The sequence below is a fragment of the Salicibibacter cibarius genome (assembly GCF_016495725.1).
Lineage (GTDB): Bacteria > Bacillota > Bacilli > Bacillales > Marinococcaceae > Salicibibacter > Salicibibacter cibarius.
This window is the reverse complement of the sequence record NZ_CP054705.1, coordinates 3,571,509-3,593,919: the sequence shown is the minus strand read 5'-3', so window position 1 is coordinate 3,593,919 and position 22,411 is coordinate 3,571,509. Positions and strand designations below refer to the sequence as shown.

21 protein-coding genes are annotated in these 22,411 nt (G+C 47.3%); 17 read left to right on the top strand and 4 right to left on the bottom strand.

The window, feature by feature from the left end:
* Positions 1-13: 13 nt before the first annotated feature.
* The 3 genes from HUG15_RS18125 (at position 14) to HUG15_RS18115 (ending at position 2,513) form a co-directional block, all read left to right on the top strand.
* A complete protein-coding gene (locus HUG15_RS18125) occupies positions 14-694 on the top strand; it encodes a metal-dependent hydrolase (protein ID WP_200124464.1) in 681 nt (226 codons plus the stop codon).
* A gap of 138 nt (positions 695-832) precedes the next feature.
* Complete coding sequence (locus HUG15_RS18120) at positions 833-1,093, top strand: hypothetical protein (RefSeq protein ID WP_200124462.1); 261 nt, start codon at positions 833-835, stop codon at positions 1,091-1,093.
* Between the two features lie 112 nt (positions 1,094-1,205).
* The gene (locus HUG15_RS18115) at positions 1,206-2,513 is read left to right on the top strand and encodes a DRTGG domain-containing protein (RefSeq protein WP_200124460.1); all 1,308 of its coding nucleotides are present in this window, start codon (positions 1,206-1,208) and stop codon (positions 2,511-2,513) included.
* A 348-nt stretch (positions 2,514-2,861) separates the two neighbouring features.
* Here HUG15_RS18115 and HUG15_RS18110 read toward each other — a convergent pair whose 3' ends face one another.
* Entirely contained in the window at positions 2,862-3,185 is a 324-nt protein-coding gene (locus HUG15_RS18110) for a YtpI family protein (RefSeq protein ID WP_200124458.1), read from the bottom strand.
* Between the two features lie 91 nt (positions 3,186-3,276).
* Between HUG15_RS18110 and HUG15_RS18105 the strand changes: the two genes are divergently transcribed.
* A complete protein-coding gene (locus tag HUG15_RS18105) occupies positions 3,277-4,224 on the top strand; it encodes a DHH family phosphoesterase (RefSeq protein ID WP_200124456.1) in 948 nt (315 codons plus the stop codon).
* Positions 4,225-4,323: 99 nt separating this feature from the next.
* Here the strand turns inward: HUG15_RS18105 and ytrI are convergent, their stop codons facing one another.
* Complete coding sequence (gene ytrI / locus HUG15_RS18100; RefSeq protein WP_200124454.1) at positions 4,324-4,827, bottom strand: sporulation membrane protein YtrI; 504 nt, start codon at positions 4,825-4,827, stop codon at positions 4,324-4,326.
* Positions 4,824-5,162: a sporulation membrane protein YtrH gene (ytrH, locus tag HUG15_RS18095; protein ID WP_200124452.1), complete on the bottom strand. Its 339-nt coding sequence runs from the start codon at positions 5,160-5,162 to the stop codon at positions 4,824-4,826. The genes ytrI and ytrH overlap by 4 nt, the downstream gene beginning before the upstream one ends.
* A 141-nt stretch (positions 5,163-5,303) precedes the next feature.
* Between ytrH and dnaE the strand changes: the two genes are divergently transcribed.
* The 12 genes from dnaE (at position 5,304) to HUG15_RS18035 (ending at position 20,153) form a co-directional block, all read left to right on the top strand.
* Positions 5,304-8,603, top strand: coding sequence for a DNA polymerase III subunit alpha (gene dnaE / locus HUG15_RS18090; protein ID WP_200124450.1), 3,300 nt, complete (start codon positions 5,304-5,306; stop codon positions 8,601-8,603).
* 170 nt (positions 8,604-8,773) lie between these two features.
* Positions 8,774-9,970: an NADP-dependent malic enzyme gene (ystJ, locus tag HUG15_RS18085; protein ID WP_200129046.1), complete on the top strand. Its 1,197-nt coding sequence runs from the start codon at positions 8,774-8,776 to the stop codon at positions 9,968-9,970.
* An 86-nt stretch (positions 9,971-10,056) separates the two neighbouring features.
* Complete coding sequence (accD, locus tag HUG15_RS18080; protein WP_200129045.1) at positions 10,057-10,944, top strand: acetyl-CoA carboxylase, carboxyltransferase subunit beta; 888 nt, start codon at positions 10,057-10,059, stop codon at positions 10,942-10,944.
* On the top strand, positions 10,922-11,875 hold the full coding sequence (gene accA / locus HUG15_RS18075) for an acetyl-CoA carboxylase carboxyl transferase subunit alpha (protein WP_200124448.1): 954 nt from the start codon (positions 10,922-10,924) through the stop codon (positions 11,873-11,875). The genes accD and accA overlap by 23 nt, the downstream gene beginning before the upstream one ends.
* 12 nt (positions 11,876-11,887) lie before the next feature.
* The gene (pfkA, locus tag HUG15_RS18070; RefSeq protein ID WP_200124446.1) at positions 11,888-12,847 is read left to right on the top strand and encodes a 6-phosphofructokinase; all 960 of its coding nucleotides are present in this window, start codon (positions 11,888-11,890) and stop codon (positions 12,845-12,847) included.
* 345 nt (positions 12,848-13,192) lie between these two features.
* Complete coding sequence (pyk, locus tag HUG15_RS18065) at positions 13,193-14,947, top strand: pyruvate kinase (protein ID WP_200124444.1); 1,755 nt, start codon at positions 13,193-13,195, stop codon at positions 14,945-14,947.
* Between the two features lie 47 nt (positions 14,948-14,994).
* Positions 14,995-15,387 (top strand): FxsA family protein, encoded by a 393-nt coding sequence (locus HUG15_RS18060; protein WP_200124442.1) that lies wholly within the window; start codon positions 14,995-14,997, stop codon positions 15,385-15,387.
* A 242-nt stretch (positions 15,388-15,629) separates the two neighbouring features.
* Positions 15,630-16,748, top strand: coding sequence for a citrate synthase (citZ, locus tag HUG15_RS18055; protein WP_200124440.1), 1,119 nt, complete (start codon positions 15,630-15,632; stop codon positions 16,746-16,748).
* 135 nt (positions 16,749-16,883) lie between these two features.
* Positions 16,884-18,146, top strand: a complete 1,263-nt coding sequence (gene icd, locus HUG15_RS18050) for an NADP-dependent isocitrate dehydrogenase (RefSeq protein WP_200124438.1) — start codon at positions 16,884-16,886, stop codon at positions 18,144-18,146.
* Positions 18,147-18,167: 21 nt separating this feature from the next.
* Positions 18,168-19,106 carry a malate dehydrogenase gene (gene mdh, locus HUG15_RS18045; RefSeq protein ID WP_200124436.1) on the top strand — a complete coding sequence of 313 codons (939 nt, stop codon included), beginning with the start codon at positions 18,168-18,170 and terminating at the stop codon, positions 19,104-19,106.
* A gap of 499 nt (positions 19,107-19,605) precedes the next feature.
* Positions 19,606-19,836 carry a twin-arginine translocase TatA/TatE family subunit gene (tatA, locus tag HUG15_RS18040; RefSeq protein ID WP_281393622.1) on the top strand — a complete coding sequence of 77 codons (231 nt, stop codon included), beginning with the start codon at positions 19,606-19,608 and terminating at the stop codon, positions 19,834-19,836.
* A gap of 179 nt (positions 19,837-20,015) precedes the next feature.
* Positions 20,016-20,153, top strand: a complete 138-nt coding sequence (locus HUG15_RS18035) for a MerR family transcriptional regulator (RefSeq protein WP_200124433.1) — start codon at positions 20,016-20,018, stop codon at positions 20,151-20,153.
* Between the two features lie 497 nt (positions 20,154-20,650).
* On the opposite strand, the gene HUG15_RS18030 is transcribed toward HUG15_RS18035, so the two are convergent.
* On the bottom strand, positions 20,651-21,370 hold the full coding sequence (locus tag HUG15_RS18030) for a type II toxin-antitoxin system prevent-host-death family antitoxin (protein ID WP_200124432.1): 720 nt from the start codon (positions 21,368-21,370) through the stop codon (positions 20,651-20,653).
* A gap of 332 nt (positions 21,371-21,702) precedes the next feature.
* Between HUG15_RS18030 and HUG15_RS18025 the strand changes: the two genes are divergently transcribed.
* A complete protein-coding gene (locus tag HUG15_RS18025) occupies positions 21,703-22,410 on the top strand; it encodes an MIP/aquaporin family protein (protein ID WP_200124431.1) in 708 nt (235 codons plus the stop codon).
* The last annotated feature ends 1 nt before the right edge of the window (position 22,411 follow it).

The following is a 22,411-nucleotide window of genomic DNA, read 5'->3' as shown; positions in this document are numbered from 1 at the left end:
GGGATGGAAAACAATGAAACTAACTTTTCACGGCCAATCTTTTATTGAAATTGAGACACCTGACGCAAATGTTCTTATCGACCCTTTTATTACCGGGAACGGGACATGTGATATTAATCCGGAAGATGTAAATCCGGATGCGATTTTACTTACCCACGGACATCAGGATCACCTCGGGGACACAGTAGCTATCGCCAAGCGGTCAAATGCCCTTGTCGTAGCGACGCATGAACTTGCCGGATACCTTGGTTCGAAAGGCGTTGAAACGCATCCGTTGAATGTTGGCGGCGGTTACCAATTTAAGTTTGGACACGTCAAATTAACACCGGCTTGGCATAGTTCTTCCTACGCGGAAGAAGACGGCCAGATCATTTATACAGGCATGCCTACCGGGATTTTGTTTACTGCGGATAATAAGACGGTCTATCACGCCGGTGACACTGCATTGTTCTCCGATTTGAAACTAATCGGCGACCACAATGATATAAGCATCGCCTTTATCCCGATTGGAGACAATTTCACGATGGGTCCGGATGACGCGAAGATCGCAACGGAATGGATTAACCCGGAACTCGTCGTTCCTATCCACTACAACACCTTCCCGCTCATTGAACAAGACGGGCAAAAGTTCGTCGATGAACTATCGCCGATTAAAGGCCGGGCGCTGCAGCCGGGAGAAAGTGTGGATATCTAAAACGATTGGCTCGGAGCAACTAAATGTTGCCCGGGCCTTTTTAAGGATTCAGGTGTGATCATCAGCCGAAACCCGTTCGCCTGGACGAGTCATAGGAAAGGCGCTTCGCTCATATGCTAATGAGCAGAGGGGGATCGTATGCGTTTACGTTTGCTTATTTCATTGGGGGTCGCGGTTTTCTTCATATGGCACGCGGTTGAACAGTTTTCTATACAATCGGGAGGGTTAGCCGGTGTTTTTGCCAGCGTATGGTTTGTTTTTGCCTTGCTTGTCGTCGGTGGGAACCTTTCGGCTTTGTTGCATGAAAGGTATAAAAAGAAAAACGGGGCCGTTGAAACGAGCACGATTCTCGAAAGTCGCAGCAAAGGTGATCAGACGCGTGGACGGCTTCGCGCTTGATCATCTGTCGTCCCGCCTTTATAATGAAAGGAAACGAGCACGATTGTTTGCACGAAAACTTGGTTGGTTGCCAAGTTTTTTCATTTCATAGGATAGGGGGTGAACATGCCACATGTCTACGAAACACGAACAGATTTTACAACATATTTATCATTTGGGTGTCGGGGAGAAGATCTCTGTGCGCAGAATTGCCAAGGTGATGAACGTAAGCGAAGGAACCGCGTACCGAGCCATTAAGGAAGCGGAAAATCAAGGCATCGTTACTACGATTGAGCGCGTTGGGACAATTCGTGTAGAAAAGAAAAAGGAAAACTTCGAACACCTTACGTTTGCTGAAGTCGTCAATATTGTGGATGGACAAGTCCTTGGCGGCCGTGACGGATTACATAAAACATTGCAGCGGTTTGTAATTGGTGCCATGAAAATGGAAGCGATGATGCGCTACGTGGAGCCGGGACATTTACTAATTGTAGGCAACCGTTATCAAGTCCACCAACTTGCATTGGAAGCAGGGGCGGCGGTGTTGATCACTGGCGGATTTGATACGAACGAAGAAACGATTGCCTATGCCAACGAACACTCCCTTCCGATCATCACGACAAGTTATGATACGTTTACGGTAGCCAGTATGATCAATCGGGCCATTTATGACCAATTAATCAAAAAAGAAATCGTTTTTGTTGAAGATATATTAATCCCGTTGGAGGATACGCATTTTTTAACAACCGACCATATGGTGGAACGCTGGCATCAACTTAATACAGATACGAGCCATAGTCGCTTTCCGGTCGTTAACAATGAAATGAAAGTGCTCGGCATGGTAGCGGCAAAAGATATATTATCGATGAAAGAAAGTACGCCTGTTGAGAAAGTTATGACCGCTGAGCCGATTACCGTTAATGCGCAAACATCTTTGGCATCTGCCGCCCATGTCATGGTTTGGGAGGGGATCGAACTTCTTCCTGTTGTCGATGGAGAATCCCGTTTGCTCGGGGTCATTAGCCGGCAGGATGTGTTAAAGGCTTTGCAGGTTGCCCAGCGGCAACCACATGTAGGGGATACGCTTGACGACCTTATCACCGGGAATGTTGAGGAAGCACCCGGCGGTTCCGTATACGATTACGTATGTCAATTAACCCCGCAGATGACCAATCCGATCGGGATGATTTCGTATGGGGTTTTGTCCACGCTGGTTACAGAAGTGGGCAGTCGTTTATTGCGCCGTCATCGTAAGGGAGACCTCGTCGTTGAAAACCTCTCCTTATATTTTTTAAAGCCGGTTCAAATTGAAAGCGAGATTGAGATGAAAGGAAAGATATTGGAGGTCAGCCGAAAAAGTGGGAAAGTGGATGTGGAGCTTTATCTCGAAGATGAACTCGTTGGGAAAGGCCTTATGATGGCCCAGCTGTTGGAAAAATAACGGGCTTGGCGATTCATGGAACCCGAGAGAGCAAGGTACGGAGCCTTTCGGTCGCCATGGGCGGTTCATGGAGCCCGAAAGCGTAAGAACCGGGGTCTGTCAGTCGCCATGAGCGGTTCATGAAGCCCGAAAGCGCCAGGAACAGAGCCTTTCGGTCGCCATGGGCGGTTCATGAAACCCGAAAGCGCCAGGCCCGGAGCCTTTCGGTCGCCATGAGCGTTTCATGAAGCCCGAAATCAGAGGCGGTCGCCATCGATTGCTCATGAGTCCCGAAACGATAAACTTCCAGCCGAAAAGGTCCCCATGCCGGCGGATCCGAGGTAGGGAGAGACTCCCATCTCCCACCTCTCATTTCCCACTTCCGGACACTCGCATGGCTTCAGACTCTTCTTTCGCAAAGGGCAGCACTTTCCTGTAGTATTTGCTCCCGTAGATCACATAGACGAGCCCGAGCAACGAGAAAACAAGTCCGACGATGAATTCCACAACACCCCACATGGGCGGCAGCATGAAAAGCAGGCCGGGTGCCAGAATGAAAAAGCCCAATGCGATCATCGCTTTTGTTTGGTACCATTGTTTAATGGCCTCCCCCGAGGTGCGGAAACGTTTGAATTTATTGTACGCATAAAGCGCGATTGAAATCGCCATAACGATGGGAATGACTACTGTCATCAAAATACCTCCTTACAAGCTCTAGTGTACCTTTTTTTCCGTCTGTATGAAAGTCAGAGCATAAGTTTAAAGAGGCAAAGGAGCCAAAAAAATGAAACAGAAACTTTTTGATACGATTTCTGCCTTTGAGCAAATCATTATTTGCCGTCATGAGCGGCCGGATCCGGACGCGATCGGATCACAAGCCGGGTTAGCGAGATTAATTGAAATCAACACCGGAAAAAAAGTACAGCTGGCCGGGGAAGAGGAACCGTCCCTTTCTTTTTTATCTGAAATGGATAAGATTGATGATAAAGCATTTTCGGAAGCACTCGTTATTGTATGCGACACGGCGAACACCGGACGGATTGACGACGAGCGTTATAAAAACGCCCGTGAACTTTTTAAAATTGACCATCATCCGGTTGTAGATGATTATGCCTCCCTCGCGTGGGTGGATCCGACATTCAGTTCAACCTCGGAAATGATCGTTCATTGGTATGAGACGGTCGCCTCTGCACATGATTGGAAACTCGACGGTGAGTGTGCCCGCCTATTATACGCGGGGATTGTCGGGGACACGGGGCGCTTTTCACACCCGAACACATCAGCGTGTACGTTCAAGGCTGTTCAGCTTCTATTTGAAAGAGAATTCGATGTGCGTCGATTATTTAATGAGATGTACAAAAAACCCCTTTCGTTGTTACGTTTAGAAGGAGAGGTGCTTTCCGACTTTACGCTGAGTGAAAATGGGGTCGGCGTTATCGTGCTTAGCCAGGAACAACTTCGGAAGTATCAAGTGAGCGTAAATGAATCATCAGCGATCGTGCATTCTGTCGCGAATGTGGAAGGCATCATGGCCTGGGTAACGTTCGTCGAACTGGAAGACAAAACCTATCGGGTGAGGCTTCGTTCCAAAGGCCCTGTTGTTAACGAGCTGGCGGGCCGATTTCAAGGTGGAGGGCACCCGCTCGCTGCAGGTGCAACCGCAGAAAACGATCAAGAACGGGCGCAAGTGGTGGAGCAGTTGGAAGAGATTTGTAAAGCGTACCGGGCATAATTTATCAGCCGAAAACGGCTCGATATCAGCCAAATGTCGGAATATATCAGCCGAAAACATCAATATATCAGCCAAAACAAATGAGTTATCAGCCATTCGTCAGTCATCGGCAACGGGGACAACTTCTACATGGAGTTCCAATGTTCGATAGAGGGTTAACTGGTGCACAATCAGGTTGTATTCATAATCATTGGCTGGATACCGTTTATTTTCAATCGTTCTCACGAGTAGTTCGCGGTTTTCAGCAACATTTTCCAATTCCTGGTCTAAAAGGTGCTCCAATTCTTCAATGGCTTGTTGTTCGATGTCATAGAGGGCGAGTTCGCTGAGGCGGCTTTCTTCCTCGTTTTCAAAGACAATCGAAATCTCTTCAATGATGAAGTCGTCATCGCTATTTTCTTCCTGTTCCCGTTCCCTTAGCGATTCAAGATTTCGCTCGAGCTGCTCGATGTGCAATTCATTTTTTCCGAGTTCTACGACCATCTCTTCATGTACTTTGCCAAACTGATAGAGAAAAATGCACCAGCCAATCAGCGCGCCGATAATGACACCTGCAAAAAATCTTTGCCAGCCCGGACGCCGGTGATAGGGTGGAATTCTCATGGGGAGATCTGTTCCTGTGTAATCCATTGGATGATCAGCGCGCCGACATTTGCGCCGGATAACGCGGCTAAAATCATACAAACGGTTTTATAGATATCAATATGTGTGCCGTAAAAAAGGCCGCGCTCCAAGCTGGTGATCGCGTCAAACGTTCCTCCGATGGCGGCAACAAGCGCCCAAATTTTCAAACTGCCGGCTAAATCGTGGATGGTAGCAAGCGGCGGTTTTCCGATCATGAACGCGCCAATCCCGCCGATAATAGCCCCGCCGAGCACAACCCCGAAGGCAACGAAAAAGTCCAAAACCAATGTAGCCAAAAAATCCCTGGTAAACATGTGCCGGATTCCCCCTATCTGTCGAAACAACCTTTTTCCCGCGTAAGCATGGATCGTCTATTTTCATGTATAATCAATAGATGGCCAAGTTATGCTTGGTTTAGAAGCGGGAAGTGAGATGTGGGAAAAGGAGAGAGTGCCGTGGATTCATTTGTCCATTTACAAGTGCGAAGCGAATACACCTTGCTCGAGAGTACGTGCCGCATCGAGCCCCTAGTGGACCGGGCGGCTTCTCTCGGTTATTCCGCACTGGCTCTGACAGATCGAAACGTCATGTATGGCGCCCATAAATTTTATAACCTCTGTAAGGAACGAAAAATAAAACCGCTTTTCGGTTTGGAATTAGATGTCCATTTTGAAGAAAAGACGAAAGGGACGCTCCTTTTAATCGCCGTCAATCTGACAGGCTACCAGCAATTAATGGCGCTGTCGGCCGAGGCCCAATCTCAATCGGAGCCGGGCGTGTATGCTGATTTTTTTTATCGGCATTGCAGCGATCTAATCGTTATTCTTCCGGAGGAGACGGATAGGGCGCATGCCCGGGGAATTGTTCTAGACTTGAAGGGAAAGATCGGGCCGGATCACTTATACGCCGGTTGCCTTCCCGCTCCTTTACCGGAAAGGGAAGAACGTCAAGATTGGATCGCGTTTGCCGATGCGATGAAAATGAATCGGGTGGCGTGCGGCAATGTTTCTTTTTTAACAGAGGAAGATAAAAAATGGCGGCGCTGTTTGGAAGCCATTCGCAGCAATCGTCCTCTCGAGGACGTAAGCCCGTTGGAGTGGCGTGAGGAACATGTGCTTTTTTCGGTCTCTTATGCTGAACAGGCTTGGGCACATGACGGAGGTGCGATGGCAAATGCCGTGGCAATCGCGGAACGTTGTTCGGTGGAACCGGATCAACTGCAGACAAAACTCCCTTCTCCTGATCACCGCGGAGAATTGAGAAGGATTTGTTTTCAAGGTGCTAACGAGCGCTACGGCCGTTTGAACGACCGCGTGGTCGAACGACTGGAGCATGAACTTGCCGTTATTGAAAGACAAGCATTTGAAGATTATTTCCTCATTGTTTGGGATTTTATGGCTTATGCCAGAGACGCAGGTGTCTTAACCGGACCTGGCCGCGGGTCGGCCGCGGGTTCAATCGTTGCGTATTGTCTGTATATTACAGACGTTGACCCTCTTGCCTATGGATTGCTGTTTGAACGGTTTTTAAATGAAGCGCGCGTGTCTTTGCCGGATATCGACATTGATTTCCCCGATCATCGCCGGGAAGAAATCATCGCATACGTGCGAAATAAATACGGGACCGCCCATGTTGGGCAAATTATTACGTTCGGCACGTTCGGGGCCCGAGCCGCGCTCAGGGATGTGGGAAAAGCATTGGGAACCCCGCAGGCGCTCGTCGAACGAATCATTCGCACACTTCCTTCAGCGAATGCAACGCTAAAGATAGCAAGAGAAGGCGATGAGAAGCTTTCGGAGTTATTAAGGGAAAATGAACAAGCAAACACATTGTTTCAATATGCCGAAGCCATCGAAGGTCTTCCCCGCCATACGTCTTTGCACGCGGCCGGGGTCGTTCTCAGCGCCCGGCCGCTCACGGAAATTGTGCCTACTGCCCCTGGCTCGTTAACGGTCGTGACCCAATTTCCGATGGAAGATCTGGAAGCTTATGGGCTACTGAAAATTGATTTTTTGGGGCTCAAGAATTTAACTTTGTTGGAACAGCTTCGCGATGAGGTGCAACGAAGCGGCACCGGCGAAGATCCCGGGGCGATGCCGATGAATGATCCGCAAACGCTGGCGATGCTTGCCGCCGGTAAGACGACAGGAATTTTTCAATTTGAATCTGCGGGGATGCAACAAGTGTTAAAGAAATTACAGCCAACAACGTTTGAAGATTTGGTTGCTGTCAATGCTTTATACCGTCCCGGTCCGATGGAGCAGATCGATGTTTATATTGCAGGTAAGCATAATCGCCGTGAGGTGAATGTCGTTCATCAGGATTTGGCGCCGATTTTGTCTCCGACGTATGGGGTTATCGTTTATCAGGAACAGATTATGCAAGTAGCTGTGCAAATCGCGGGTTACTCATTGGCACAGGCGGACTTGCTCCGCAGAGCCGTGAGCAAAAAAGACCGTGAAGAATTGGAGAATGAAAAGGCGTCTTTTGTCAAAGGTGCACTTGCCAATGGTTATGAGGAAGAGACAGCAACCAAAATTTATGCATGGATCCTGCGTTTCGCCGAGTACGGGTTCAATCGCAGCCATGCAGTTGCTTATAGCTTTATTGCTTACCGGCTGGCTTATTATAAGGTGCATTATCCCCTCGTTTTCTTTTCTGCCTATTTGTCGATGGTAGAAAATGATAAGGACCGGCTTGGAAAAGCCATTCGGGAGTTGAAAAACCAAGGGCTGCACATCTATCCGCCGGCGGTTAACAGAAGCACGGAACGCTTTGCACCGGAAGAGAAAGGCGTGCGTTTTCCTTTTCAAATCATTACCCAGGTCGGCAGGCAAGTCAGTGGGAAGCTCATCCGGGAAAGGAACAAAAGAGGGGCGTTTCAAAGCTTTATTGATTTTTGTGCACGCACCGCTCATTTGTCGGTAAATCGCCGCCTGCTCGCCAATCTTATTAAAGCAGGTGCATTTGATGACCTTCACAGTGACCGCGCCAAATTACTCGCGTCGATCGATCGGGCGCTCGAATTTGTAGATTTCGAGCGGGATTTGGGCCAACTGTTTGAGCGGGGAAGCAGAGATTTTCGCTATGCGGATGCTGCGCCGTTGAGCCCGGAAGAATGCTACATGTACGAAAAAGAAGTGACCGGCTTTTACTTAAGCGGGCATCCCCTCGATAAATTTGAACATCTGATTGCCACGCGCGCGCCTTTGGCACTCGCGGAAGTGGAACAGGCGCCCGTGAAAACAGAATGTTGGATCATGGGCGCGATCGAACATGTGAAGCAAATTCGTACGAAGAACGGACAAACAATGGCATTTTTACAACTTAGTGATGAGAGTGCCTCTTGCGAAGTGGTTCTGTTTCCGAACGTATATCGGCAAGTGCACCATGAACTGGAGGAACAACGCTACGTATTTGTTCGCGGAAAGCGGACGGTTGACCAATACGGGAATAAAGTCATTGCCGACGATGTGATCGCTGTAGAACGTGCGCAGGAGGAGGCACAAACCGTGCTTTACATTAAATGGTCGGATGAATCTCATGCAAATACCCAATCCCGCCGACTAAAAAAGATTTTGCAGAAAATGCCCGGCTTCTCCCAAGTGCGCGTATACAATGAAACAACCAATCAATTATTTGCGTTTGATGACCGCTACCGCGTACGCATCAATGACGAACTTCGCTCTAACGTAAAGCTGCTTGTAGGGGAAGGAAACGTCGCGGAACGGACAAAGTCAGAGGACAGCCAGTAAGAAATATTTAAATAAAAGGTAAAAAAGGGTGTACGGGCAGGTTGTCTTTGTTATAATAGATCTCAATCAGAAAGCAGAGCGAACTGGAGCACATATTTTCGCAAAAAATTCATAAAAGGAGTGTGCAGATCGTGGATACAATAAAAGAAGAAGCGTTACATCTTCACAAAATGAAACAAGGAAAACTTGAATCCAAGTCAAAAATCCCAGTTCGTAACAGCCGCGACCTAAGCCTTGCTTATTCGCCCGGCGTAGCCGAGCCATGCAAAGAAATTAAAGAGGACCCTGAAAAGGTCTTTGATTACACGATGAAGAGCAACATGGTTGCTGTCGTATCAAATGGGAGCGCCGTGTTAGGCTTGGGGAATATCGGGGCGTCTGCTTCTCTCCCCGTCATGGAAGGAAAGGCGGTTTTGTTTAAATCGTTTGCAGGTGTAGACGCCTTTCCAATCTGTTTGAATTCTGCAGACAACGAAAAAATCATCGAAACGGTGAAAATGATGGAGCCTTCTTTCGGCGGCGTTAATCTTGAAGATATTGCCGCGCCGGATTGCTTTATCATTGAGGATCGATTGAAAGAAGAAACAAATATTCCTGTTTTCCATGATGATCAGCATGGCACAGCGATTGTGACCGTCGCCGGACTGATCAACGCATTAAAGGTAGCGGGAAAGAGTCTCTCGGAAGCCAAAGTTGTCATCAATGGCGCGGGGGCAGCGGGCATTGCCGTGATTAAATTGCTCATGAACATGGGGGTTGAAGAAATCATCATGTGTGACTCCCGTGGCGCGATTTATGAAGGCAGAGCCGAGGGCATGAATGAAGTCAAGGAAAGCGTGGCGAAAGTGACCAATCTTGAGAGAAAAGAAGGTTCATTAGTGGATGTCATTCACGGAGCCAATGTTTTCATCGGCGTTTCCGTCGAAGGGGCATTAACGACAGAGATGGTCCGTACGATGGATGACAACCCGGTTATTTTTGCAATGGCAAACCCAACGCCGGAAATTATGCCTGACGTCGCGAAAGAAGCCGGCGCGATTGTCATCGGTACCGGGCGATCGGATTATCCGAACCAAGTGAACAATGTCCTTGCTTTTCCGGGGATCTTTAGAGGAGCTCTTGATGTCAATGCTTCCCATATTAATGAGGAGATGAAGCAAGCAGCCGTTTACGCGATCGCTGATCTTATCGGTGACGATGAATTATCGTCAGATTACGCGATTCCGGCTCCATTTGATCCTCGTGTTGCCCCGGCAGTTGCTGCCGCGGTAGCGAAAGCCGCTATGGAAACAGGTGTGGCAAGAAAAAATGCCGACCCTGAGGAAATTGCCGAACGAACGCGCAAAGAAGCTTTGATTGAGGAGTAAGCAAGCGCGATGGGGAAAAAGCGATCGCCAATAAAGGCGGTCGCTTTTCAAACGAACGGCTCAGGAGAACCAAAGAGGTGAACAGCTTGTTTAGGGATTTATTTTCAAAAAAAAGAAAGTATGCAACGATTCCTTCGGAACGAACGCAGCCAACAAAAATGAATGACGGTGTAATGACGAAATGCCCCAGCTGTAAAACAATCATGTACTCACGTGAACTAAAGAAGGACTTGAATTTGTGTAGCGAGTGTGGGCATCACTTTCGTATGACCGCCTATGAGCGCGTCGATTGTGTCATTGATGAGGAAACGTTTCGGGAAATGGACACGGGGATGTTTTCTGGAAATCCCTTGAATTTTCCCGAATACGAGGAGAAATTAAGTAAAGATCAAGAAAAAACAGGGTTGAACGAAGCGGTCGTCACCGGAGAAGGAACGATCAAAGGGTATCCGGTTGTACTTGGCGTCATGGATGCGCGTTTCAGAATGGGGAGCATGGGCGCTATCGTTGGAGAAAAAATCTCCCGCGCCATCTTACAGGCCGAAAAAACCGGCGTGCCGTTTATCATGTTTAGCGCATCAGGTGGAGCGCGAATGCAAGAAGGGGTTGTAAGCCTGATGCAAATGGGGAAAACGAGTGTTGCCCTGGAACGCTTACATCGGGCAAAGATCCCTTTCATTTCCATCATGACCCATCCGACAACCGGAGGTGTTTCGGCCAGCTTCGCGTCTTTGGGCGATTACAATTTTGCAGAACCGGGAGCTCTGATCGGTTTTGCGGGAAGAAGGGTGATCGAGCAGACGATACGCGAAGAACTGCCCGATGATTTTCAGACCGCGGAATTTTTATTGGAGCACGGGCAGTTGGACAGGGTCGTGCCTCGCTCGGAAGCGAAAGATACACTTGTAAATATCCTGAAAATCCATGCGCGGGAACAGAAGGAGATTAACAATGAGCCAAAATCTTCCATTTGAAAAGCCGGTGGTCGAGCTTCAGAATAAAATTAATGAATTAAAAAATTTTACCGAGAACAAGGACATTAATTTGGAATCGGAAATTCGCCACCTGGAAGAACGATTGCAGGAACTCGAGGTTGAAATCTACGATGAATTGAGCCCTTGGGAGCGCGTCCAGATTGCGCGTCACGCGGAGCGTCCGACGACGTTGGATTACATTGATTATTTGTTTTCCGATTTTCTTGAGCTGCACGGGGATCGCCTCTATGGAGACGACGAAGCGATTATTTCAGGTATCGCCACTTACAAGGGGCTTCCGGTGACCGTCATCGGCCATCAGCGGGGGCGGAATACGAAGGAAAACATACGACGTAACTTTGGAAGCCCTCACCCTGAAGGGTATCGCAAAGCGTTACGTGTAATGAAGCAGGCAGACAAATTCAGTCGGCCGATTATTTGTTTTATTGATACGAAAGGGGCGTTTCCGGGGAAAGCTTCAGAAGAACGGGGGATAAGTGAAGCCATTGCGCGAAACCTGATGGAAATGGCCGGTTTTGGTGTGCCATCGATTGGCATAGTCATCGGAGAAGGCGGCAGCGGAGGCGCGCTTGCTCTTGGGGTTTGCAACCATATGTACATGCTTGCAAACGCGACGTATTCCGTGATATCGCCGGAAGGAGCTGCTACCATCCTTTGGAAAGATGCTTCCCAAGCGCAAAAAGCGGCGGAAACGATGCGCATTACCGCCCCTGATCTTGATGAATTCGGGATTATCGACGGCATTATTCCGGAGGTGCGCGGCGGCGCTCATTATGATATTAGAAAACAGGCCGGTTTCATCGAGCGAACATTGGATGGCAGCTTAGCCAATCTTTCTACCCTATCTTCAGAAGAATTGCGGCAGCATCGCTTTGAGAAATTCAATAGGATCGGGAAAACAGAAGAGTAAGCGAGGGATTCTATGCGAAACATAGGAATTTTGACGAGCGGGGGGGATTCTCCCGGGATGAACGCAGCCATCCGAGCAGTCGTACGAAAAGCGATCTACCATGATGTGCGTGTGTGGGGGATCAATTATGGGTTTTCCGGACTTTTGAACAATGATATTTATCCTTTGGAAATCGGCGATGTCGGCGATATTATCCATCGCGGGGGAACGATGCTTTATACGGCAAGGTGTGAGGAATTTAAAACAAAAGACGGACAGGAAAAAGCGATTCGGCATTTGCAAGAGGCCGGAATGGATGCCCTCGTTGTCGTTGGCGGGGACGGTTCTTTTCGGGGAGCCCAAACGCTGGACAATTTAGGTTTCCCGACGATTGGTGTGCCTGCTACCATTGATAATGACGTTCCCGGAACTGATTTTACCGTCGGCTTTGACACTGCTTTGAACACGGTGATCGAAGCGATCGATAAAATACGGGACACGGCCACCTCCCACGAACGAACCTATGTGATCGAAGTCATGGGGCGCCACGCCGGGGACTTGGCGCTATGGTCCGGGTTGGCCGACGGCGCAGAAACGATCCTTATTCCCGAGCAGCCTTATGATATGGAAGATACGGTCCGTCGTCTTGTAAGAGGACATAAGCGAGGCAAGAAACATAGCATTATTATCGTGGCGGAAGGGGCCGCGAGCGGGGTGAACTTCGGAAAAGAAATTCAGGAACGCACAGGTTATGAGACGCGAGTCACCGTTCTGGGCCATATTCAACGCGGCGGTTCACCGTCCGCTTTTGACCGTGTGCTCGCGAGTCGGCTGGCCGCACACGCAACGGAATTATTAATCAAAGGGAAGTCCGGGCGAATGGTAGGAATGTTAGCGAATGAAATCGATGATCAACCGCTCGACTATGCGCTTGAAAAACCCCATCACATTGATGAAAATATGTACCGGTTATCCCAAGAACTATCCATTTAGCGATTGGAAGCTGAAAATATGACGCTACCCGGGTGAATGAAACCAAAAACGCAGCTGATGCGAAAATTTTGTTCCGCAAAAGGCTGGATGAGAACAAAATGATCGGTGAAGTGACATTTTTGTTTTGAGAAAGCGTGAATCAAGACAAACTAACGGGTAAAGCGAACGTTTTGTCATTCAAACGGGGAAACGAGGACAAAAAATCTGGATATGCGAAAGGTTTGTCTCGAAAAGGTGTAAATGCAGCCAAAAATGCTGAATATGCGAGTATTTTGTCCGGCACGTTGCACTTGGGGTTCCCCTCTCCTCACTTCCCACCTCTAAAACCTGAAAGGATTTGTTATGATGAGAAAAACGAAAATCGTTGTAACGATCGGCCCTGCATCAGAGGATAAACAAACTTTGAAACAGTTGATTGATGCCGGGATGAATGTTGCCCGTCTCAATTTTTCCCATGGAGATCATGAAGAACACCGCGCGAGAATACGGATGATTCGAGAAGCGGCAGCGGAGACAGGAAAAGAAATATCGATTTTATTGGATACGAAAGGGCCTGAAATTCGCACGTATGAAATGGAAAATGGAAAGGTGCACTTGCAAAAAGGGTCCGTCGTTCGTCTCACAGGTGAGAATATCCCGGGAAATGCAAAGCGAATAGGCGTTACATACAAAGATTTAGCGAAAGACCTCACCTCCGGTGACACCGTCCTCCTAGACGATGGGTTAATTGAATTGCAGGTGGAAGCCGTTGACGGAAATGACGTCGAGGCAACCGTCATGAATGATGGCATATTAAAAAATAATAAAGGCGTCAATTTGCCGAAAGTTAAAGTAAACTTACCGGGAATGACAGATAAAGATGCCGAAGATATCCGCTTTGGACTTGAGGAAGGCATCGATTTTATTGCCGCTTCATTCATTCGAAGAGCGGCCGATGTTTTTGAGATCAGGGAATTACTAGAATTTCATCAAGCTGAAAATACCCCCATTATTCCCAAAATCGAAAACGAAGAGGGGGTCGAAAACATCGAAGAAATCCTCGAAGTTTCCGAAGGGATCATGGTGGCAAGAGGCGATTTAGGCGTGGAAATCCCCCCCGAGGAAGTTCCTCTCATTCAAAAAAAGTTGATTGGTTACAGCAACAATCTGGCAAAGCCGGTCATTACAGCCACACAAATGCTTGAATCGATGACGACAAACCCTCGCCCCACCAGAGCGGAAGCAAGTGATGTCGCGAACGCGATCTTCGATGGCACGGATGCGATTATGTTGTCGGGAGAGACGGCTGCTGGCGACTACCCGGTCGAAGCGGTTGAAACGATGAGTCGTATTGCTGTTAAGGCGGAGTCCGCGTTAAACTATGAAGAGGTGTTGGATAACCGGACGAAAGAAAGCAGGACCACGATCACAAATTCGATCAGCCAAGCGGTTACGAGAACAGCGTTAAGCTTGGATACATCCGCGATTCTTACAGCGACGGAAAGCGGCTATACGGCACGGCTCGTTTCCAAATACCGACCTAAATCAAAAATCATAGCCGTTACGAGCGACATCCGTGTGCTCAGACGCTTAAACCTCGTGTGGGGCGTCTACCCATTGCTTGGCGAAAAAGTGGCTACCACCGATGAAATGTTTGACATAACCGTGAGTGAAGCCCTTAAATCCGGAGTGGTCAAACATGGCGACCTCGTTGTGATCACTGCCGGCGTTCCGGTAGGAGAAACTGGGACAACCAATATGATGAAAGTCCACGTCATCGGGGAAGTAGCCGCGAAAGGGCAAGGAATAGGCCAGACAAATCCATCCGGGAAAGCCGTTGTCGCCCGCAACGCCCAAGAAGCGAACGATAAAATGGAAGAAGGGAATATTTTAATCGCGCCTTCGACGGACAAAGAGATGATGAATGCTTTTGAAAAAGCAGCGGCCGTCATCACCGAAGAAGGTGGTTTGACATGCCACGCTGCCGTTGTCGGCTTAACCCTCGGGATTCCCGTTGTCGTTGGTGTCGAGCGCGCCGTTGAACGCTTCGAAGATGGAGAAGAATTAACGTTAGACAGTGCACGTGGAGATATTTACAGGGGACATGCCAGTGTTTTATAAGCGAACGGAACTATTAGTAGATTTTATCAGCCAAAGGAGGGTTATTTTTGGCGAGGTTGTTCATTCTTTTATTACTCGCGATCCCGATTATTGAAATCATCGTCATTTGGTTAGTTGGACGAGCACTTGGTTTTTGGCCCACATTGTTCCTCCTGGTCCTCACAAGTGTCCTCGGTATATGGTTGGCGCGAAGAGAAGGCAGGCAAACATGGCGAGTGTTGCAACTGCAAATACAAAATCAGCAAACGCCGACTGGCGTTGCGCTTGATGGCATCTGTATTCTTTTCGGCGGTTTTTTGCTCATCGCCCCCGGCTTTCTCACTGACCTTCTTGGCTTTATGCTCATCCTTCCGTTTACGCGAACGTATATCAAAGGCTTCGTCCGCTATTTTTTCAATAAAGTGCTGATGAATCGAAATATAATGGTTATCCGACGTTGAATCCACTGTTTACTCCTACACGATAATTTACGGCGTTGTCTTTCGTAAAAAAGCATGAATCACAATTTGTCGTAAAGAATAAGGACTATTCATTCACAAATCCTACAAAAATGTATATAATAGAGGATGGTGAAAAAACCGGTGGCCAAATGTAACAGAGTGGCCCTTGCTGTGCTGAAGATACGGACAAGCCGTTGTGTCCGCCGGTCATCGGATTCTCAGGTGTAAAGGAGAGGTTTTTTATGAGCCAAACGCGCGGCCTGGAAGGTGTCGTAGCTACAACTTCGAGCGTAAGCTCGATTATTGACGATGTTCTCACATACCAAGGTTATCATATTGATGATCTGGCTAATTACTCGTCCTTTGAAGAAGTGGTATACTTATTATGGAATGGCAAGCTGCCGAACAAAACGGAGCTGGAGACATTCTCGAACGATTTAGTGGCTAATATGTCAGTGCCGAATGAAATATTTAATGATATGAAAGCCTATCCAATTGCCGATGTACATCCGATGGCGGCATTACGGACAGCGGTTTCGCAATTGGGCCTTTACGACAAGGAAGCGGACGAAGTCGAAGAAGACGCCGCAAAACGGATTGCCTTGCGATTGCAGGCAAAGATTGCCTCACTTGTGACCGGATTTGCAAGAATCCGAAACGGGAAAGAACCGGTTAAACCAAAAGAAAATCTTGGCTATGCCGCAAATTTTCTCTATATGTTGAATGGTGAGGAACCGGAAAATGTTGCCGTTGATGCGATAAACAAAGCGCTCGTTTTGCATGCAGATCATGAATTAAATGCATCCACTTTTACAGCGCGCGTGTGTGTAGCGACATTGTCTGATTTTTACTCCGGAATCACCGCTGCCATCGGTGCATTAAAAGGTCCTTTGCACGGCGGTGCCAATGAACGTGTGATGGCTATGTTAAGTGAAATCGGGGAAGTCAACCGCGTTGAAGACCATATTCAGGGATTGTTTGACAAAAAAGAAAAAATCATGGGATTTGGTCACCGTGTTTACAAAAGCGGGGATCCGCGTGCGAAACATTTGCGTGACATGTCGAAGAAATTGACAGAGATCGCCGGAGAATCGAAGTGGTATGACATGTCTGTGGCTATTGAGGAAAAAGTGGTCAATGACAAAGGATTGCTTCCGAATGTGGACTTCTATTCAGCATCTGTGTACCACAGTTTAGGCGTTGACCACGATCTATTCACCCCTATTTTTGCTGTGAGCAGGACGGCAGGTTGGAACGCGCATATTTTGGAACAGTATGCCGACAATCGTCTCATTCGCCCGCGTGCGGAATATGTCGGTCCGGATACGCAAAAATATATTCCATTGGATGAACGTTCGTAGCGTGTGATGCTTCAGGTTTCAACCCTTACTGTAGGGATTATGATATTGACTAGCGCATGAAGTCACCCTTAGGGTAAAGTATCGGCTACTTATAGCCGATGCGCGAGATTTAATTTTTTCTGGGAGGAATTTGTAATGTCTGACAAAATTACAGTAAACAATGGAAGATTAAATGTGCCGGATAACCCCGTCATCCCATACATTGAAGGAGACGGCACGGGTCCCGACATTTGGGCGGCAGCTTCCCGTGTCATCGATGCGGCTGTAGAGAAAGCCTATGATGGCAAGAAAAAAATCGATTGGAAAGAAATCCTCGTTGGCGGCAAATCTCATGATAAGACAGGAGAGTGGCTCCCGGAAGAATCGTTGGAAGCGATTCGCGAAAACTTAATCGCCATTAAAGGTCCGCTTACAACACCCACCGGCGGCGGCATCCGGTCTTTGAACGTTGCTCTTCGCCAAAAATTGGATCTGTTCACTTGTTTGCGACCGGTTCGCCACTATTCAGGTGTGCCTTCCCCGGTAAAGCGTCCGGAAGAAGTGGACATGGTGATTTTTCGCGAAAATACGGAGGATATTTATGCCGGCATTGAGTACCAAGAAGGAACACCTGAAGCGCAAAAAGTGATCGATTTTATCCAAAATGAGATGGGATCAGAGAACATTCGCTTTCCGGAAACGTCCGGCGTCGGCATCAAACCGATTTCTAAAGAAGGAACGGAACGTCTCGTTCGCTCTGCGATTCAATACGCCATTGACGAAAATCGCAAAAACGTAACGCTTGTTCATAAGGGGAATATTATGAAGTTCACGGAAGGAGCCTTCAAAGCTTGGGGCTTTGAGCTCGCAGAGCGTGAATTCGGTGATCAAGTGTTCACTTGGCAAACTTACGATGAAATCGTAGAAAAAGAAGGCAAAGAGGCAGCCAACAAAGCGCAGGACGAAGCGGAAGCAGCAGGGAAAATTATCATAAAAGAAGCGATCGCCGATATTTTCTTGCAGCAAATCCTTACGCGCCCGAAAGAACATGATGTTGTCGCGACGATGAATTTAAACGGTGACTACATTTCTGATGCTTTAGCAGCCCAAGTAGGCGGCATTGGTATCGCGCCGGGAGCGAACATTAACTATGATACCGGCCATGCCATCTTTGAAGCGACACATGGCACTGCCCCTAAATACGCGGGTCAGGATAAAGTGAATCCATCATCGTTGATTTTATCCGGAGAATTGTTGCTCCGCCATCTTGGCTGGAATGAAGCGGCCGACCTTATTACAAAGTCCATGGACACGACCATTGGCAACAAAGTTGTTACGTATGATTTTGCTCGGTTAATGGATAACGCAAGAGAAGTGAAATGCTCCGGGTTTGCGGATGAACTCATCAAGAACATGTAAGGATTCCAAGGAGGCAGATCAATGACTATTAAACGTAGAAAAGTATCTGTGATCGGTAGCGGCTTTACAGGCGCTACAACGGCCCTTAATGTTGCGCAACAAGAGCTTGCAGACGTTGTCCTCGTGGACATCCCGGATAAAGAGGGTCCAACACAGGGGAAAGCTCTCGACATGCTTGAATCCACCCCTGTCGTAGGTGCAGACGTGAATGTGACCGGGACTTCCGATTACAAAGACACGGAGGGCTCTGATGTCGTGGTTATTACTGCGGGCATTCCCCGGAAACCGGGTATGAGCCGGGATGATCTCGTTAACACAAATGCCGGCATCATGAAATCCGTTACCGAGCAAATTGTAAAATATTCACCGGATACGTACATTATCGTACTGACAAATCCTGCGGATGCGATGACGTATGCAGTATACCAAGCATCCGGCTTACCGAAGAACAGGGTAATCGGCCAATCAGGCGTTTTGGACACGGCTCGTTTCCGCGCGTTTATTGCCCAGGAATTAAGCATGTCGGTCGAAGACGTACAAGGATTTGTCCTCGGGGGCCATGGCGATGACATGGTACCGTTGATTCGTTACTCAAGTGTTGGCGGTGTACCGTTAATGGACTTGCTATCCCAAGACCGTATCGACAAAATCATTGAACGCACGCGTAAAGGTGGCGGTGAAATTGTTTCACTGCTCGGCGACGGAAGCGCTTATTATGCGCCGGCCGCTGCATTAACGCAAATGGTTGAATCGATCGTTAAAGACAAAAAACGTATATTGCCGACGATTGCTTATCTCGAAGGCGAGTATGGCTATAATGATCTTTATGTTGGCGTCCCGACCGTCCTTGGGGGCGATGGTGTCGAGCGAGTCATCGAACTGAATCTTACGGAGGAAGAAAAACAGGACCTCTCCACATCCGTGGACTCCGTAAAAAATGTCATGAAACTGTTGAAGTAAATAATGAAAGGCTGAACGTTGTGCGCGTTCAGTCTTTTGACATCCATAGGGGTAAAAAATGGGAGTCAGCATCGGGAGCCGGAAGTCGGTCTCATGTTCGTGGCTATAAGACTGGATCGAGGGTAATAAACCCCAAGTAATCCCTCAAAATAATGGCACACCGCTCTGAAAGGTAAAACAAGCGCGATGTAATCCCTCAAGAGTAAGGAGCGTTGGTTTGAGAGGAATAATATATCCCTGGTAATTCCTCAAAGATAAGTAGCATTACTTTGAAAGGAACTACACACCCCGTGGGATCCCTGACAGAAACCGAGGAATCGTCATTTGCCATCCCGCTTCCGCAGGGGCGCTTACCATCGGGATAAAAATTTTGTAGAATGGGAAAGCTATACCATGTCCAATTAGCTATTTGTGTGATACGATAGATATAAAGTATAGTGCATGGTTTTGTGGTCACACTAAGTCGTAAAGATACAGCTATGTTGAAAAAGGAGGAAACATTGTGCTTCCAAATATTGGCATCCCCAGTCTCATTCTCATCCTTTTGATCGCCCTCTTGATCTTTGGTCCGAAGAAACTACCGGAAATCGGCGGTGCTTTTGGAAAAACACTGAATGAATTCAAAAAATCCACCTCACAGATGATGGAAGATGACCCGCCCGAACCGGAAAGAAAAGAAATCAATGAAGAAACGGCGAACACAACGTCCGAATCTCAGAAGCAGTCGTAAAATCAGAACATATATATAAAACCATTGCTTGCGGGCGGTGGTTTTTATATGTTGAAAGGAACTTTATAGGAGTTCTAAAAAAAGGTAAGACAAGGATTTGATGGATATACTGTTTGTGAGTTATTGATAATTTTGACAATAATGAAGATAAAGAACATAGAAAGGACGGTGTAGAGGACATGGAATCGGCAACAGAATCTGTAGAAAAAATTATGCAATCTGATTGGATGACAACAGGTGAAGCAAAGAAAATATTAAGCGTAAGTTCTGTAAATACCGTGAAACGTTGGGTCGCCGAAAGCAAGTTGGGCGGGTAAAAGGTGGGCCGAAACCATTCAACGTTTGTTGAAATCGTGAGATGAAAACGTCAAGACGTTTCAGAACCTAAAAAGCGGTTTGATGATATGTCTGATTTGGACTTTGAGTTGACAAAAAGGGATTTGTCTTAAATGTCAGATAGGAAAATGGGTAGACTTCTGTGAGAGGAACCAGAAAATAAATGACCATCATTGCTGTGTTAGATACATCCGTCCTGCTTTCCAAAAAATAGAAAGCATTTAGTTGCCACTGCTTTTGAGCACCTCTTTAAACCTATTTGGCCTCCATGGATTATTGCAGAACTTAACCATGTGATGACCTGGAACTGGATAAAAAACAAAGAGCTGAAGGAAAAAGAGCAATGTTCAGACGGTATAAGGATATGATGTCAATCCTTTGCGGTTCTTTCCACTGCGTTAATCTGAAGCCCCCTTGGCATAAGCGTGTGGCCGCAACTGACTGATGAAAATGTAGTTAAAAACCGCCAATAACGCCATTATGCAAACACATCCTGCAAATCCGCTTGCAACCCGGCAAATACGTCGGATCGAACCGTGCGGTGAGCCTCTTTTAAATAGGTTTTGTTGTTGACAATGTCATTGTCCTCCAGTGAGTAAATCAAAATGTGTTCATTGATTGGGTCGACAATCCAGTACTCTCTCACGCCGCATTGCTTATATAACTCAAGCTTCTTCAACATGTCCTTGCTTCTTGTGGAAGGTGATAACACTTCCACCACAAGGGTTGGCGTCCCATGATATTTGTCATTCTCATCCAGGTTTTCCTTGTCACAGATGACCATAATATCCGGTTGAACGACACAAATGTTGTCTTCCTCTTTAAAAAAAGTCACGTCAAACGGGGATGTGAGCGATTCACATGTTTTTCCTTTAAACCAATTGTAAAATGTGCCTTGGAGTTCCACAACTGCGTGTTGATGTTTATAGGAAGGGGAGGCCAGGTTGTAGATGATGCCGTCAATTAATTCAAATCTTTGTTCCGATCCTTCCGTTAACTCCAGAAATTCGTCATAAGTCACCCAATCCCCCGAAGACCGGTATTCTGACCGTTCTTCACTGACAATGTCCTCGTCATGACAGGGGGAGATTTTGGCTGTGGCTTTCCCGCTTTTCGTTACAATGATTTCCTCACCCGCTTCTACGTACTTCAAGTATTTCCCGAAATTATTTTGCGTTTTTGTTGAAGGCACTCTCATCTGTACCACTCCCTTTTAGCTAATTTTCTTATATTATATACATTATTAGGCAAGTAATCAATATATTAGCTAAAATGAAAACGCAAAAAAGAGATGCGCATGCACCTCTAATTTTTAACGAGCGCCTTAAATGCTTGTACACTGGGCTTGGAAACTTAGCATTATCAAAAAGGCTGTAAGGGTTTACAAAAATTTTTGCATGCTGTATCATTATAATCAAAGTTAATGATGAAAACTGCTGAGAAAAGAGCGGACAGTTTTTTATAGGTTATGGTAGATAAAGTAACCTGTAAAGAATTGTCCGTTTTTTTATGGCAAAGGGGGAGAAGCCTATGTATGAAATGCTGGCGGAGCTAATCGGCACAATGGTACTGATTATTTTTGGTGCAGGGGTTGTCGGCGGCAATGTACTGAAATATACAAAATCCGAAGGGATGGGCTGGGTTGGCATATCCATCGGATGGGGGCTTGCTGTCGCTCTCGGTGTCTATGTTTCCGGAACAGTGAGTGACGGTCACATTAATCCCGCGGTAACGCTTGGGTTCGCGGCAATTGGTGATTTTCCATGGTCGCAAGTGCCTTTTTACATTGTCGGTCAAACCGTCGGCGCCTTTGTTGGCGCGGTCATCATCTATTTTCATTACCTTCCTCATTGGAAAGCGACAGATGATCCAGGTGCGAAATTAGGAACATTCGCGACAGACCCGGCAATTAAGCATTATCCTTCCAACTTTTTGAGTGAAGTGATCGGCACGGCTATGTTGTTGTTTGCGCTTCTTGGAATTGGAGCAAATACATTTACAGATGGCTTGGAACCGATTTCTACCGGTCTTTTAATTGTTGCGATTGGGTTATCACTCGGCGGGACAACAGGATACGCGATTAATCCTGCCCGAGATTTTGGACCGCGGCTCGCACACTTTGTTTTGCCGATTCATGGAAAAGGATCGTCTGATTGGAAATATGCATGGATACCGGTATTTGGCCCAATCGTTGGAGCAGTTCTTGGTGCAGTGCTGTACGTATTGCTGTTAGGATAAA

What these genes read in the sequence shown, in the direction of transcription:
- HUG15_RS18125 (WP_200124464.1), top strand. Translation starts at nt 14, where the DNA reads ATGAAACTAACTTTTCACGGCCAATCTTTTATTGAAATTGAGACACCT.
- HUG15_RS18120 (WP_200124462.1), top strand. Translation starts at nt 833, where the DNA reads ATGCGTTTACGTTTGCTTATTTCATTGGGGGTCGCGGTTTTCTTCATA.
- HUG15_RS18115 (WP_200124460.1), top strand. Translation starts at nt 1,206, where the DNA reads ATGTCTACGAAACACGAACAGATTTTACAACATATTTATCATTTGGGT.
- HUG15_RS18110 (WP_200124458.1), bottom strand. Translation starts at nt 3,185, where the DNA reads ATGACAGTAGTCATTCCCATCGTTATGGCGATTTCAATCGCGCTTTAT.
- HUG15_RS18105 (WP_200124456.1), top strand. Translation starts at nt 3,277, where the DNA reads ATGAAACAGAAACTTTTTGATACGATTTCTGCCTTTGAGCAAATCATT.
- ytrI (WP_200124454.1), bottom strand. Translation starts at nt 4,827, where the DNA reads ATGAGAATTCCACCCTATCACCGGCGTCCGGGCTGGCAAAGATTTTTT.
- ytrH (WP_200124452.1), bottom strand. Translation starts at nt 5,162, where the DNA reads ATGTTTACCAGGGATTTTTTGGCTACATTGGTTTTGGACTTTTTCGTT.
- ystJ (WP_200129046.1), top strand. Translation starts at nt 8,774, where the DNA reads ATGAAACAAGGAAAACTTGAATCCAAGTCAAAAATCCCAGTTCGTAAC.
- accA (WP_200124448.1), top strand. Translation starts at nt 10,922, where the DNA reads ATGAGCCAAAATCTTCCATTTGAAAAGCCGGTGGTCGAGCTTCAGAAT.
- pfkA (WP_200124446.1), top strand. Translation starts at nt 11,888, where the DNA reads ATGCGAAACATAGGAATTTTGACGAGCGGGGGGGATTCTCCCGGGATG.
- pyk (WP_200124444.1), top strand. Translation starts at nt 13,193, where the DNA reads ATGAGAAAAACGAAAATCGTTGTAACGATCGGCCCTGCATCAGAGGAT.
- citZ (WP_200124440.1), top strand. Translation starts at nt 15,630, where the DNA reads ATGAGCCAAACGCGCGGCCTGGAAGGTGTCGTAGCTACAACTTCGAGC.
- icd (WP_200124438.1), top strand. Translation starts at nt 16,884, where the DNA reads ATGTCTGACAAAATTACAGTAAACAATGGAAGATTAAATGTGCCGGAT.
- mdh (WP_200124436.1), top strand. Translation starts at nt 18,168, where the DNA reads ATGACTATTAAACGTAGAAAAGTATCTGTGATCGGTAGCGGCTTTACA.
- HUG15_RS18035 (WP_200124433.1), top strand. Translation starts at nt 20,016, where the DNA reads ATGGAATCGGCAACAGAATCTGTAGAAAAAATTATGCAATCTGATTGG.
- HUG15_RS18030 (WP_200124432.1), bottom strand. Translation starts at nt 21,370, where the DNA reads ATGAGAGTGCCTTCAACAAAAACGCAAAATAATTTCGGGAAATACTTG.
- HUG15_RS18025 (WP_200124431.1), top strand. Translation starts at nt 21,703, where the DNA reads ATGTATGAAATGCTGGCGGAGCTAATCGGCACAATGGTACTGATTATT.